Raw genomic sequence first — 12,971 nt, 5'->3', positions numbered from 1 at the left:
ATGGTCATGCGCGAAGACGCCCTCGTCCAGGTCGCCACCGGCGTGCATCTGGTCCACGGCTCCCACACGAACTGGATCGTCCTGACCGAGGGCGACGCCGTCACCCTGGTGGACACCGGGTACCCGGGAGACCGCGCGCAGCTGCTCGAGTCGCTCGCGGCACTCGGCCACGCGCCCGAGGCGGTGACGGCCGTGCTCATCACGCATGCGCACAACGACCACATCGGTTCGGCGGAGTACCTGAGCCGCACCTTCGGCACGCCCGTCCTCCTGCACGAGGCCGAAGCACCGCACGCCCGCCGCGAGTTCCTGCACCGGATCTCGGTCGGCCGGGTCCTGCTGAACGCGTGGCGGCCCGGCGTGCTGCCCTGGGCGGTGCACGCACTGCGCTCAGGCGGCACCGCCAAGGTCCCCGTCACCGACCCACGGCCGTTTCCCACGCAGGGTCCGCTCGATCTGCCGGGCCGCCCGGTCCCCGTGCACACCCCCGGCCACACGGCGGGCCACTGCGCGTACCACCTCCCGGACGCCGGCATTCTGATCTCCGGAGACGCCCTCGTCAGCGCGCATCCCACGGCACGCGCGCGTGGGCCCCAGCTGCTGCCCGCCATGTTCGACACCGACCGCCGACGCGCCCTCGCGGCGCTCGAGGTCATGGAGCCCCTCGCGGCCGACGTCCTGCTGCCGGGCCACGGGCCGGTGCACCACGGTCCGGTGGCCGAGGCGGCGCGCCGCGCACGGGAGCTCGCTACGTGAGCACGTGGGCTAGTTGTCGGGGTACTCGGGCGTGGTTCCGATGACGACGGTGGCGTAGAGCTCCTCGGACGCGACGACCTGCGGGGTCAGCCCGCCCAGGGCGAACGCCTCGCAGGCCGCCGGTGCCTGGCGCTCGGTCGTCTCGACGAGCAGATGACCGCCCGGCGCCAGCCACTCAGCCGCTTGCCCAGCCACGCGCCGCAGGACGTCGAGTCCGTCGGCGCCCCCGTCGAGCGCCACCCTCGCCTCATGGACACGGGCCTCAGAGGGCAGCAGGTCGATGTCGTCCGTGGGGACGTACGGCATGTTGGCGAGCAGGACGTCGATGCGGCCCCGCAGGTCGGCGGGCAGCGGCTCGTACAGATCGCCCTCGTAGACCCGGCCGCCCACCGCGGCGAGATTGCGGCGGGCACACCGCACCGCGGCAGGGTCGATGTCCGCCGCGTGCAGCTCGACCCCCGGCTGGGACGCGGCCACAGCGGCGCCCAGCGCCCCCGAGCCGCAGCCCAGATCGACGACGACGGCGCCTGGACGAACCCGGGCGGCTGCCTGCCGTACCAGGAACTCGGTACGGCGGCGGGGCACGAAGACGCCGGGGTCGACGGCGATCCGCAGGCCATGGAACTCGGCCCAGCCGACGACGTGTTCGAGGGGAAGTCCGGCGGCGCGCCGGTCCACCATGTCGGAGAGATCGTCGGGTGTGCGCGCTGCGGAGACGAGCACCTGCGCCTCCTCCTCGGCGAAGACGCAGCCCGCGGCGCGGAGCCTGGCGACGACGGCGGAGAAGGAGGTGAGGGGCACGGAAGCGGAGAAGGGAGGAAGGGACGGCGAAGCCGACATGAGAGCCTTTCGAGAAGCCGAAGGGCGCTCTCGCGCTCGCCTATGCCTGATCGACCGTACGAACACGAGATGAGAGCGCCCAGCCTGCTGCAGCGGTAATGGGTCTCACCCCCTCGGTCGTCCTCTGGTGCTGCGGATCTCCGGTGCTGGAGACGGCACACAGTACCCGAGCAGGAACCCACGGGGGCAACCCCTTTTGAACGGCCCTTGCCCTTGTGAACGGCTCTTGCGCTTCACGTGCATCGGCGTAACGTTAATTACATGATTACAGCCGACCAGCGTGAGAAGCTACGCGGCTGGTTCGCCGGCCGCCTGCCGGACGATCTCTTCGAGAGCCTGCTGGACGTGACAGTGGACCGCGAGGAGATCACCGTCATCGGACGCATCCCCGAACCCCGGCTCGCCGAGGACGCCTCGGACGCCGAGCGGGAAGCGGCCGTCCAGGGCCGTATCCAGGAGTTCCGTGAACGCACCCGCGAGGACCGCGTCGCCGTGGCCCGCGAGGCCGAGCACCGCTTCCGCCGGAAGGTCTCGTGGGGCGTGGAGTGCGGAGGTGAGCGGGCTCTGTTCACCCATGTCGCCGCGCCGGTGATGACCCGGCTGCGGCAGCCCGAGCGCCAGGTCCTCGACACCCTGATCGCGGGCGGCGTGGCCCGCAGCCGCAGTGAGGCGCTCGCCTGGTGCGTACGCCTGGTCCAGCAGCACACGGACGACTGGCTGACGGAGCTGCGCGAGTCCCTGGAACACGTCCAGCGCGTGCGCGCCCAGGGTCCGGACGCGCAGCCGCGCGGCCGCGGGGATTCCGGTCCGGAGGAGGAAGGTTCGAAGGGCCGGGCGGACGGTCCGGAGGAGGGACGTTCGAGGGGCCAGGAGGCTGGACCGGCGGAGGGCGAGTCCGGCACGACGGGATGACTCGGGTGTACGGCGTGATGAGGCGTGGTGGCGTGGGGGTGGTGGCGTGCGGGAGCCGTGTGAGCCGCCGGTAAGCTGAGGCGGCTGCGGCTCCCCCAACTCCCACGTCCGTGGGTGAAGTGCGTTCCGTGGCCGTCGAGTTGGCTGCTGTCCGGAACGAGGTGGGTGCGCAAGTGCTGGTGGCTGATCGATACCGGTTGCACTCCCCCATCGGCCGGGGCGGCATGGGCGAGGTGTGGCGTGCCACCGACGAGGTGCTCGGCCGGGACGTCGCCGTGAAGCTGCTGCTCGGCCAGGAGTCGGACCCGTCGGCCACCGCCCGCTTCCGGCTGGAGGCGCAGACCTCGGCACGGCTGAGCCATCCGCACGTGGTGGGCGTCTTCGACTTCGGCGCCTGGGACGGGCGTTTCTACCTCGTCATGGAGCTCGTCGAGGGCGGCAGCCTCGCGCAGGAGACCTCGGGCGGGGCCCGCCTCGCACCCGAGCGGGTCGCTGCCATCGCCGCGGGGGCCGCGGCGGGGCTGGCCGCGGCGCACCGCGAGGGCGTGGTGCACCGGGACATCAAGCCGGGCAATCTGCTGCTCGCCGCCGACGGCACGGTCAAACTGGGCGACTTCGGCATCGCCCGCTTCCTCGACGATCCGGCGGCCGCGCTCACCAGCACCGGGCAGATCGTGGGCACCGGCCTCTATCTCGCCCCCGAGCGCGCCCTCGGGAAGCAGGCGGGCCCGCCCTCCGACGTGTACTCGCTGGGCTGCGTCCTGTACCAACTGCTCGCCGGGCAGCCCCCGTTCGCGGCGGACACCGCCACCGCCCTGCTCTACCAGCACGTCGACACCCCGCCCGTGCCGCCACGGGAGCTGGGGGTCGCCGTGCCGCCCGCCTTCGAGAACTATCTGCTGGGTCTGCTCGCCAAGCAGCCCGAGGACCGGCCGTCGGCGCAGCAGGTCGCGGACTGGTTCCGGGCGGACGCATGGCGCGGGCGGCCCGAGCCACTGCCTGCGGCGACGCCCACGCACACGGCGCCCACGTCCGGGGCGGTGCCGTCGCACACAGAGGCCTACACGGCGTCGGCGGCGACGTCCGGAGCAGCGCGCTCCCATGCGTCTCGTTCCGATGCCGGGCCCGCCGGGGCCGGGCACACCGTCTCGTACGGTCCGCCGACCACCGGGGGTACCTCCCATGCCCTCAAGGCGATGGCGGAGGGCCGGTCGACCCATGCCCGGCAGCGTCCCGCGGCTGGGAGCGGCAGTGGTCTGCGTGCCCTGGCACGGCGACGGCCGACCGTCACGGGCCTTGTCGCGGGCGTCGCACTCTTCGTCGCATCGCTGCTGATCGGCATGGCCTGGTTCGCGCCCGACAGCAGCTCCGGCGAGCAGCCGACGGCCGACCCGGGGGCCACGACGGACGCCGGTACGAGCTCCGCGGCTCCCACCTCGGCGGCCACCGGCAGCCCTGCGGCTACGGAATCGGTCGGCGGGCAGGTGCCGGATTCCGCCTCGCCGGTCGCCACCGCCGCGCCGACCATGGCGGAGGTCAAGGACGAGAAGCAGGACGAGAAGCAGAAGGGGCACCACAGGGACGAGGACGAAGAGGACGACTGAGGCGGCACTCGAGCGTCGCGGGTCCGTGACCCGTTCGGCGGGATCCGGCGGTCCGACCAGCGGGGATGGTTCCCACCAACCCGTACGGACAGCCCCGCCCGCGACGTCGGAGGACCACCGCCATGCACGACAGCACCCTCCGTCTCTCCGGCCGGCGTCTGCGCGGGCTGCTCGCGCAGCCCAACGTGGTGTTCGGTGGTGTGTACGGGGCGGTGCTGGCAAGTACCCTGGCCGCCGCGCTGACCGAGTACGGAGAGACGTCCCGTGCCGACCGCCTGTACGACTCCGCTTGGGTGCTGTTCACCGCGTGCGCCTCGGCCCTGGCCCACGGCTACGCGCACATCATCGCGCGGCGCGGTGAGCAGGCGGCTCGTCTCAGCGCCCGGACCGCGTTGCGCGTACTCGCGGACGAGTGGCCCCTGGTGGTGGCCGCGCTGCCGACGGTGCTGATGCTCTTCGGCGCGGCTGAGGGCTGGTGGGGGTCCAAAGGCATCGAGTACGTCGCCTTCGGGTTCAACATCCTGCTGCTCTTCGGCTGGGGCCTGTTCACGATGCGCGCCGCGGGACGGACATGGCGTTCCTCCCTGGTGGTCGCCTGCGTCGACGCGCTGCTCGGCGTGATCGTCGTGATCGCCAACGCGCTCATCAAATAGCCGTCCGGCGTGGCGATGCGCCACGGGACAGGGCCGGCCTGCGCACGTTCGCGCCGGCCGGCCCTCCCCCGATGCGGTTGACGGTCGAGGCAGCGATCAGAAGGTCAGCTTCCAGCTGTTGATCGTGCCCGTGTCCTGGGCCGCCACGTCCTGGACGCGGAGCTTCCACGTGCCGTTGGCGGTCTCGCTGGAGGCGTTGACGGTGTAGGTGGTACTGACGTTGTCCGCGGAGTCCGAGCTGCTGGAGGACTTCAGGCGGTACGTCGAGCCGTCGGGCGCGACTAGGTCGATCACGAGGTCACCGCGGTAGGTGTGGGTGATGTCCACGCCGACCTGCAGGGCCGAGGGGGCGTTGCCGGTACGCCCGCTGACGGTGATCGGGGACTCGACCGCCGAGCCGGCATCCGGGATGGAGACGGCCGCGGTGCTCGTGTAGGTGGTGCCGCCGGTGCCGCCCGAGCCGCTCACCGCCTGGACCGTCTTCGTCGCGTCCGCGAGACCGGCGCCGCAGCCGCCCGTGCAGGTGCCGGGCAGGGCACGGGCGTTGCTCTTGATCGCCGACTCGATCTGGGCCGGGGTCAGCGAAGAGTTGGCGGACTTCATCAGCGCGGCGAGGCCCGCGATGTGCGGGGCGGCCATGCTGGTGCCCTGGTAGTACTCGTAGCTCTCGGTGGACGGGCCCTGCGCGCCGCTGTTGAGCGTGGACAGGATGCCGTTCGCGGTGCCGGTGCTGGTCTGGCCGCCGGGGGCCGCGATGTCGACGACCGAGCCGTAGTTGGAGTACGAGGCCTTGGAGCCGCTGCGGTTGGTGGCGGCGACGCTGATGACGTTGTTGCAGCTCGCCGGGGAGTAGTTGGCCGCGTTGGCGTTGCTGTTGCCCGCCGCGACGACGACCGTGGTGCCGCGGTTGACGGCGGCGTTGATGGCGCTCTGGGTCGCGGAGGTGCAGGAACCGCTGCCGCCCAGGCTCATGTTGATGACCTTGGCAACGTTGGTGTTGGCCGGGACGCCCGAGACCGTACCGCCCGAGGCCCAGGTGATGGCGTCGATGATGTCGGAGTCGTAGCCGCCGCACTTGCCGAGGACGCGCAGCGGGGAGATCTTCGCGTTGTACGCGATGCCCGCAACGCCCTTGCTGTTGTTGGTGACGGCGGCGATGGTGCCCGCGACGTGCGTGCCGTGCCAGGAGGAGTCGCTGGCGGGGACACCCGCGCCGCACTCGTTCGCCGCGTACCAGTCGCCCGGGTCGGCCGGGTTGCTGTCGCGCCCGTTGCCGTCGACGGAGACGGCCGTGTCGGAGATGAAGTCGTAGCCGGCGACGATGTTGGCGGCCAGGTCGGAGTGGGTGACGTAGCCGGTGTCGATGACGGCGACGGTGACGCCGCTGCCGGTGGCGATGTCCCAGGCGCCCGGCACGCGCATGCCCGCGGTGGCCTCGAACAGGTCCCACTGCTTGCTGTACTCGGTGTCGTTCGGGTCCGCCAGCGGCTTGTTGAGCCGGTCCGGGACGACGTACGCGACCTGCGGGTCCGCCTCGTACTCGGCGATGACGTCGGCCACCTCGGCCTTGCTGAGCCTGTCGCCCAGGTCGACGAGGGCGGCCCCGGTGCCGAGACGGCGCTGGAAGTCCAGGTCCTCGCCGGCCTCGCGGCCCTTGGCCTCGGCGTCGGCGGACGCGGCGGAGTTCGACTTGGCCTCGGCGGCGGTCGACTTGTAGCCGACGATCAGCCGCTCGGCCGGAGCCGCGGTCGAGGCGGCCGGGGCTGCGGCCTCGGCGGAGGGCGTCCCGGCGGCGGCCGGGCCCGCCAGGGCGACGGCGGTGGCGGTGCCGGACAGCAGGGTCGCGGAGATCGCGGCGACGGATATCAGCTTCCGTCTCGCGGCACGCGAAGTACGTGGAGTACGCAAGGGATTGCCTTTCGTGGCCGGCTCCGGGCAGCACGGAGCGACGATCGATTCGCCTCGTTGTCGAAGCGGAGGGGGGTCCAATCGAGCAGGGCGCGAAGGCCGGCCTGGCGCGAGCGACCGTCAAGGGGTTACCTGTGGGTCAGCTGTGACCGAACGATAGACAGAGCGCGGGGGTGCGGGATACAGGGGAAACCCTCGATCCTGCGAGGGGAGCGGCGGGAAGTCCCTCGGCATCCAGAAGAGTCGATGGGATACATGCCGTTTCGTCAGCCCAAGTCGTGCTTGCACCGGCACGCTCGGTACCGATCGGCACACCCCGGGACGGTGCGGACCGCGTACGGCGTTCGTCAGGAGCGCGTACAGCGGCCGGTGACCCCGCCTTCCCCGTCCGGCTCACACGTCAGCGGGGAGTCCGCCGAGTCATGGCTCAGATAGCGGCCCGTGCACGTCTCCTTCGTGGTGCGGCCGCGCGCCACGCAGTGGTTGACCGCCTCGGTGCCACTGCTGAACGACCGGGGCACGTAGATCACCCAGTAACCCGCCCCCAATGAGGCGAAGTCGTCGCTGCCCAGCACCTCGGCCTCGGGTATCTATGTGCGTACGGCCGCCAGGCGCTGGTCCCGGGTCGCCGTGCCAGACTCTGCCCAGATCGTGTCCAGCTTCGCGATCCACCCGTCGGCGAAGTCCTCCGGGTCGATCGGGGCGGGAGACGCCGTGCCTCCGCCCATGCCCGGCTTCGGCGTCGAAGCGGGGCTCGAGGCCGGCGGGTTGGTGCCGTGCGGGGTCGGCCGGATCCTTGGAGCCGGGGCTCCCCGTGGCTTTGGAGCCAGGCCTGCGGAGTCTTTCGAGCCAGGGCTCGGGGTGGAGCTCTTGCCCGGGCTTCCGCTCGCCGTCGGTCCGGCGACGGTCGCGGTCACCGTCGCGGTGTGTCCGGTCTCTGCCGCCGATTGGTCCGTGACGTCAGCGGACGACGTCAGGGCCATGCCCGAGGCCGCGGCGGTCAGTGCCGTGGCGACCACGGCGACCGCCGCGATCAGCGGTCCCCGCCGAGTGGTGCCGCGGGACGTCCCGGCTCCCGGCCGGACGGCGGGCGCATCGGGGGCTTGGGGGACATCGGGCACACTGTGCGGCCTGTCAGTCCCCCCATCGTGCGACTGGTCCCGCGCCGGGCTCTTCCGCCGAGGGGGCTCGGGAGCCGACGCGAACGGCGCGTGCGGTGGCGCCGTGGCGGCAGCCGGACGGCCCGTGCCGACGTCCGCCCCGCCGACCGCTTCGGCGAGCAGCGCGTCCAGCCGGGCGGCGTCCGGCCGCGCGCGGGTCCGGTACGAGGAGTTCGCTGAGGACCTGGGTCAGCGGACCCGCCTGCTGCGGTGGCGGCACCGGCTCGTCGAGTACCGCGGCGAGTGTGGCGAGGTGGGTGCCGCGCTGCGCGGCCGGCGCGGACGGACCGGCGACCCGGAATGGAAGGCCCGGCGCCGCCTGCTGCCCAACCGCGAAGACCTCACCGACACCCAGTTCGGCACGATGTGGAACCAGCCCATCGGCACCGGCGGCATCGGCATGACGCTGCTGACCGCGTGGATCGCCAGGGAGAAGCTGCGTGACCTGCTCGCACACGCCCGCACCACCGACCGGCACCGAGCCGGCCACCTGCGCTGGAGGTTCCTCACCTGGTGCGCCGACGGCGACATCCCCGAAGTCCGCACCATCGACCGCTGGTGGCCCGAGATCAAAGCGTTCGTCGCCACCGGCCACAGCAACGCCAAGAGCGAAGGCATCAACCGCATGATCAAGCTCGCCGCGCGAGCCGTCCACGACTTCCGCAACCCCACCAACCAACGCCTACGCACACGCTGCGTCACCCACCCGCTGAGCCCGAGCCCGAGGCCACCTCCACCCCGCCTGAATTCGAAGCCTTCGCAAACCTTCCCGCCGGAATTTGTCGTTCGAGGCCCGGCGGAAAGGTATGCGTTTCGGAATCGCTCCGGCGTTCGTCTCTATGCGCGGACGGAGTGCACCGTCGAGTCGCGCGTATTGCGGCTAGATGCTTGATCCGCCGCCGGAGGTGTTGCTCCACCAGGCGCTGTAGGCGTTCAGCGAGTACCGCTTCTGCACACCGCTGGTCGAGGTGATCTCGAGGCCGAACTGCATCGTGTCGAAGGTGGTGTTGCGCAGGAGGTTCCGCGACGCGGCCCAACGCCAGACCGCCGAGGCGTCGATGGTGCCGGTGTTGCTCTGCTGGGCGGGGATGAGCTGCAGGACGTTCCAGCCGGGATCGGCCTGCCAGACAGACGCGTACAGGACGCCGCCGATGGTCACGTTGGACGCGATCTGCCTTCCCCAGCCGCCTGCCGTCCCCCCGGACCAGCTGGTGAAGACCATGATCTCGTCCTGGTTGCCGGTCGACCAGATGTCGCTCGTCCAGTTCCAGTGGTCACTGCCGCCGACGGGAGCCGACGACGTGTTGTACCAGAAGCCCGCCGAGTTCAACTGCGACAGCGGCGTCTGGGGCCGGACCGAGGTGTTCGGGTAGGACTTGATCCCGCCGCCGGAGTGGTTGGCATCGACGTACCAGGATTTGATGCTGTCGACGGTCAGGCACTGCGTGCCGTGGTTGTCGCCCCAGATGTTGTTGTAGATCGTCCAGGTGCCCTGGGTGTACTGACCCCACCGGTCGCAGGTGGAGTACACCTGGGCCTGCGCCGGAGACGCGAAGCTCAGGAACCCGGCGATCAGGGCGACGATCAGGGCCAGCCGACCGAACCCGGCCGACTTGCTGCTGATGGAACTACGGGCTTGCCATCTCATGTGTCCCTCCAAGGACGGCGGTGCGTTGTTCCGGATCCCCCGGTCTGGTGGCGGACTCTGGCGCCGCGAGGTGTCGCTCGCCGGCGAGTCCGGGCTCGGGACGGCGCGACTCAGCTCCGTCCGAGGTACTTGCGCAGTTGGCCGACTGATCGGCTTGATGGCCGGCCCTCGGCGAAGTGGTTCCTTCCCCTGCTCACAGTTGGAGTCCCCGCCGAAAGCGAGGCGGCCCAGACGGTCGATCAGCTGACGTGTTGACACCTTCGCTCCGTTCGCATGCGGTGCTGCTCGCGATGGTGGGTGGCTCGTGTCGTCGAGGTGGCGCGCTCAAGAACTGCGGGAACGGTGCTCGGTCCCCTTGCTTCCAACCAACGGGCTTGCCAGACACAGGTGCCAAGTGTCGAAGCGCTTGCGTCTGCGGGGACAGTAATGATGGGACCCTATGAACAGCAAGGCTCTGCACAGGAGAAGACACATTTCTTTCACCTGCGGACATCATTGTCGAATCGCTTCGAATAGCATTCGGCCCCGCCCGCCACCTGGCCTTCACGAAACCGCTAATGGCCCTGGTGGATGTGGCGGAAGGTGCCGGGGCAGGCCCGCGCCTGGTCGTCGGCGGTGATCAGGTGCACCCGCCGGGCCCCCAACCGCTTCACCCGCTCAACGACCAGGCCGTCCAGGTCAAGCAGCACCGTCGCATCGGTATCGTTGTCCAAGCCCGTGGTTCCTGAACGATCGTTCTGCGTCGAGAACAGAAATGATCACTCACGACCACGGGCGTCCTGCTACCAGGGCCGCCCCCACCACCCCTGACACTCACCAACGTGACAGCCGGTCAGCCTCTCAGGATCAGCGCACCGCTCAACTTCGAAGAGCCGGTTTACGTCCCTCGCTCACTGAGCAGTTGGTGCCCTGGGCGGGGTGACGGCCCCGCTCGCCCAGCCTGCCGAAAAGCTATGAGTAGATATCACGCCAGCCCCGCCCTTCAGGGCATAAGGCCAGAAGAACTCGAAGATGGACGTGACCGCGTCCCCGTCGATGCTGCTGAGGCTGATGCCGAACAAGGACCGGGTTTCCGCCGGGACCGCATGCTCCACTCGTGCGCATTCGGCCCAGGTCTTCGCCGCCCGCAGTCGCCCAGGCGTGATCGGCTTCATGAACAGCGAGGCCAGCGCCTCGCCGTGGATTACGCGACTCGGTTACGTGGCCCGATTACGTAGTTCTACGGATTCCACAACACGGGCTATGCGGCACGATTGCCCGAACCCGCAATAGATGAACTCAAAATGACGAGATCTCAACCCTCGTCGGGGGTCAGACGCAGGGAGATGCTGTTGATGCAGTACCGCTGGTCCGTCGGCGTCGGATACCCCTCGCCCTCGAAGACGTGCCCGAGATGGGAGCCGCAGCGGGAGCACCGTACCTCCGTGCGCACCATTCCGTGGGACCGGTCCTCGATGAGTTCGACCGCGTCGGTGTCCTTCGGGTCGTAGAAGGACGGCCAGCCGCAGTGCGACTCGAACTTCGTGTCGGAGGTGAAGAGCTCGGCGCCGCAGGCGCGGCACGAGTAGACGCCCTTCGACTTGGTGTTCGTGTACTCGCCCGTGAAGGCTGGCTCCGTGCCGGCCTGGCGCAGCACCGCGTACTCCGCCGGGGTCAGCTCCGCCCGCCACTGCTCGTCCGGCTTTTCGACGTCGTACGACATGAAGCTCAGCCCCTCACTCACGGCTACTTCGACAGGTGGTCCAGACGCAGTTTTTCCAAGATGTACGGGCCGAGCTCCGTCACGTCGCCCGCGCCCATCGTGAGAACAAGATCACCGGGCTTGGCCATTCCCGCGACGACCGCCGGCGCCGCGGCCTTGTCGTGCACGGCCTGGACGTCCGCGCCTGCCGCCCGCGCCGCGTCGATGATCAGGGCGCTGGTGACGCCCGGGATCGGGTCCTCGCGGGCCGGGTAGATGTCGAGGACCACGGAGGCGTCGGCGAGGGCCAGCGCCTCACCCATCTCCGTGCCCAGCTCCTGCGTACGCGAGAAGAGGTGGGGCTGGAAGAGGACCAGGATCCGGGAGTCCCCCGCAGCGGCACGCATCGCCTCGAGGTCGGCGGTCATCTCGGTCGGGTGGTGGGCGTAGGAGTCGATGACCTGCACGCCCGCCGATTCGCCCTTGAGCTGGAGGCGGCGCTTCACGCCGGTGTACGAGGCGAGTGCGGGGGCGAGGTCGGCCGCCGGGATGCCGAGCGCCACGCCCGCGGCCAGGGCGGCGACGGCGTTGTGCGCGTAGTGGCGGCCGGGCACGGACACCGTGAAGGTCAGCTCGGCACCGTCGAGCAGGACCGTGACCTCGCTCTTCAGGCCCTGGGCGACGACGGAGAGGACGCGGACGTCGGCGTCGTCGGACTCGCCGTAGGTCACCACCCGGACGCGGTCCCCGATCCGCCGCGTCAGCTCGCGCGCGCCCTCGTGGTCCGCCGAGATCACCAGCGTCCCGCCGGGGACGATCTTCCCGGCGAACGTCTCGAAGGACTCGTAGATCTCGTCCATGGACGCGTAGTTGGCGTGGTGGTCGAGCTCCACGTTGAGCACGATCGCGACCTCGGGGGCGTACGTGTGGAAGCTGCGGTCGCTCTCGTCCGCCTCGGCCACGAAGATCTCGCCGGTGCCGTGCTGCGCGTTCGAGCCGGGCGCGTCCAGGTCGCCGCCGATCGCGTACGACGGGTTCAGCCCGAGGGAGGTGAGGGACACCGCCAGCATCGATGTCGTCGTGGTCTTGCCGTGCGTACCGGCGACCGCGATCGGACGCAGGCCGTCCATCAGCGAGGCCAGGGCGTCCGAGCGGTGGACGACCGGGATGCCGAGCTCGGCGGCGCGGACCAGCTCGGGGTTGTCGGCGCGGATCGCGGACGAGACGACGACGCAGGTGGCGTCGTCCGCGAGGTGCGCCGCGTCGTGGCCGATGTGCACGGTGGCGCCGAGCGCGCGCAGTGCGTCCGCGGTCGCGGACTCCTTCGCGTCACTGCCCGCGACCTTGGCGCCGCGCTGGGTGAGGATCTTCGCGATCCCTGACATTCCGGCGCCGCCGATGCCGATGAAGTGCGGTCGGTCCATGGCGGTGGGAAGGCCGGGTGCCATGCGCGTGTCTCCCAGGTGACGAGTGGTACGGGTGGGTGGGCAAGGTATACGGCTGGGGCCGCCGCTTCCGGCGGGACATCGCCGGAGCGGGTCCCCAGCCTATGCCTTGCGGGGGGCGGGCAGCGCCCCGGCCGTCGTGGGCTGCGCCCACCCCCGCCGGGGGTTCGGGTACCAGCGTGCAGGTACTGGACCAGGGCGCCCGCCGTCGTGGGTTGTGCCCACCCGTTCCGCCCTGCGGAACGATTGCCCACAACGGTAGCGGCGGCGCGGCTGCCCACAGGTGGTACCGGCCCCCAGCCGATCGTCGCCCGCGTGCCGAAGGGGACGTGGCGGGATGTGCGCCCGCAGCGGCTGGCGCAAC

General features: G+C 70.6%; 13 protein-coding genes. 5 read left to right on the top strand and 8 right to left on the bottom strand.

Annotated features, from left to right (window positions below; translation table 11 throughout):
• Window positions 1-6 precede the first annotated feature (6 nt).
• A complete protein-coding gene (locus tag STSP_RS27295) occupies window positions 7-756 on the top strand; it encodes an MBL fold metallo-hydrolase (RefSeq protein WP_067283357.1) in 750 nt (249 codons plus the stop codon).
• A gap of 9 nt (window positions 757-765) precedes the next feature.
• Here STSP_RS27295 and STSP_RS27290 read toward each other — a convergent pair whose 3' ends face one another.
• Window positions 766-1,596, bottom strand: coding sequence for a putative protein N(5)-glutamine methyltransferase (locus tag STSP_RS27290; RefSeq protein WP_067283355.1), 831 nt, complete (start codon window positions 1,594-1,596; stop codon window positions 766-768).
• Between the two features lie 261 nt (window positions 1,597-1,857).
• Between STSP_RS27290 and STSP_RS27285 the strand changes: the two genes are divergently transcribed.
• From STSP_RS27285 to STSP_RS27275, 3 genes are all read left to right on the top strand, one after another.
• A complete protein-coding gene (locus STSP_RS27285; protein ID WP_232789815.1) occupies window positions 1,858-2,508 on the top strand; it encodes a hypothetical protein in 651 nt (216 codons plus the stop codon).
• Window positions 2,509-2,732: 224 nt separating this feature from the next.
• A complete protein-coding gene (locus STSP_RS27280; protein WP_067283354.1) occupies window positions 2,733-4,112 on the top strand; it encodes a serine/threonine-protein kinase in 1,380 nt (459 codons plus the stop codon).
• A 122-nt stretch (window positions 4,113-4,234) separates the two neighbouring features.
• Window positions 4,235-4,765, top strand: coding sequence for a hypothetical protein (locus tag STSP_RS27275; protein ID WP_198547444.1), 531 nt, complete (start codon window positions 4,235-4,237; stop codon window positions 4,763-4,765).
• A gap of 96 nt (window positions 4,766-4,861) precedes the next feature.
• Here STSP_RS27275 and STSP_RS27270 read toward each other — a convergent pair whose 3' ends face one another.
• The 3 genes from STSP_RS27270 to STSP_RS39305 all read right to left on the bottom strand — a co-directional run bounded on the left by STSP_RS27270 (window position 4,862) and on the right by STSP_RS39305 (window position 7,401).
• Complete coding sequence (locus STSP_RS27270) at window positions 4,862-6,673, bottom strand: S8 family peptidase (RefSeq protein WP_067283352.1); 1,812 nt, start codon at window positions 6,671-6,673, stop codon at window positions 4,862-4,864.
• Between the two features lie 347 nt (window positions 6,674-7,020).
• A complete protein-coding gene (locus STSP_RS27265) occupies window positions 7,021-7,248 on the bottom strand; it encodes a hypothetical protein (RefSeq protein ID WP_067283350.1) in 228 nt (75 codons plus the stop codon).
• Window positions 7,249-7,263: 15 nt separating this feature from the next.
• Window positions 7,264-7,401, bottom strand: a complete 138-nt coding sequence (locus tag STSP_RS39305) for a hypothetical protein (RefSeq protein WP_157902910.1) — start codon at window positions 7,399-7,401, stop codon at window positions 7,264-7,266.
• A 685-nt stretch (window positions 7,402-8,086) separates the two neighbouring features.
• On the opposite strand from STSP_RS39305, the gene STSP_RS27260 reads away from it, so the two are divergent.
• Window positions 8,087-8,725, top strand: a complete 639-nt coding sequence (locus STSP_RS27260; protein WP_157902909.1) for a transposase — start codon at window positions 8,087-8,089, stop codon at window positions 8,723-8,725.
• On the opposite strand, the gene STSP_RS27255 is transcribed toward STSP_RS27260, so the two are convergent.
• The 4 genes from STSP_RS27255 to murC all read right to left on the bottom strand — a co-directional run bounded on the left by STSP_RS27255 (window position 8,714) and on the right by murC (window position 12,610).
• Window positions 8,714-9,481: a glycoside hydrolase family 12 protein gene (locus tag STSP_RS27255; protein ID WP_067283347.1), complete on the bottom strand. Its 768-nt coding sequence runs from the start codon at window positions 9,479-9,481 to the stop codon at window positions 8,714-8,716. The two genes, STSP_RS27260 and STSP_RS27255, sit on opposite strands and share 12 nt — an antisense overlap.
• Window positions 9,482-10,035: 554 nt before the next feature.
• Entirely contained in the window at window positions 10,036-10,194 is a 159-nt protein-coding gene (locus STSP_RS39300) for a hypothetical protein (RefSeq protein WP_157902908.1), read from the bottom strand.
• A gap of 581 nt (window positions 10,195-10,775) precedes the next feature.
• Entirely contained in the window at window positions 10,776-11,183 is a 408-nt protein-coding gene (msrB, locus tag STSP_RS27245; protein WP_067283422.1) for a peptide-methionine (R)-S-oxide reductase MsrB, read from the bottom strand.
• A 23-nt stretch (window positions 11,184-11,206) separates the two neighbouring features.
• Window positions 11,207-12,610 (bottom strand): UDP-N-acetylmuramate--L-alanine ligase, encoded by a 1,404-nt coding sequence (murC, locus tag STSP_RS27240; protein ID WP_067283343.1) that lies wholly within the window; start codon window positions 12,608-12,610, stop codon window positions 11,207-11,209.
• Window positions 12,611-12,971: the final 361 nt, after the last annotated feature.

The organism is Streptomyces jeddahensis (genome assembly GCF_001642995.1).
GTDB lineage: Bacteria > Actinomycetota > Actinomycetes > Streptomycetales > Streptomycetaceae > Streptomyces > Streptomyces jeddahensis.
Note: the sequence above shows the minus strand (reverse complement) of the source record. Positions and strands in the feature narration are given on the sequence as shown.

Coding starts and splice junctions, on each gene's coding strand:
- STSP_RS27295 (WP_067283357.1), top strand. CDS start 7: ATGCGCGAAGACGCCCTCGTCCAGGTCGCCACCGGCGTGCATCTGGTC.
- STSP_RS27290 (WP_067283355.1), bottom strand. CDS start 1,596: ATGTCGGCTTCGCCGTCCCTTCCTCCCTTCTCCGCTTCCGTGCCCCTC.
- STSP_RS27285 (WP_232789815.1), top strand. CDS start 1,858: ATGATTACAGCCGACCAGCGTGAGAAGCTACGCGGCTGGTTCGCCGGC.
- STSP_RS27280 (WP_067283354.1), top strand. CDS start 2,733: ATGGGCGAGGTGTGGCGTGCCACCGACGAGGTGCTCGGCCGGGACGTC.
- STSP_RS27275 (WP_198547444.1), top strand. CDS start 4,235: ATGCACGACAGCACCCTCCGTCTCTCCGGCCGGCGTCTGCGCGGGCTG.
- STSP_RS39305 (WP_157902910.1), bottom strand. CDS start 7,401: ATGGGCGGAGGCACGGCGTCTCCCGCCCCGATCGACCCGGAGGACTTC.
- STSP_RS27255 (WP_067283347.1), bottom strand. CDS start 9,481: ATGAGATGGCAAGCCCGTAGTTCCATCAGCAGCAAGTCGGCCGGGTTC.
- msrB (WP_067283422.1), bottom strand. CDS start 11,183: ATGTCGTACGACGTCGAAAAGCCGGACGAGCAGTGGCGGGCGGAGCTG.
- murC (WP_067283343.1), bottom strand. CDS start 12,610: ATGGCACCCGGCCTTCCCACCGCCATGGACCGACCGCACTTCATCGGC.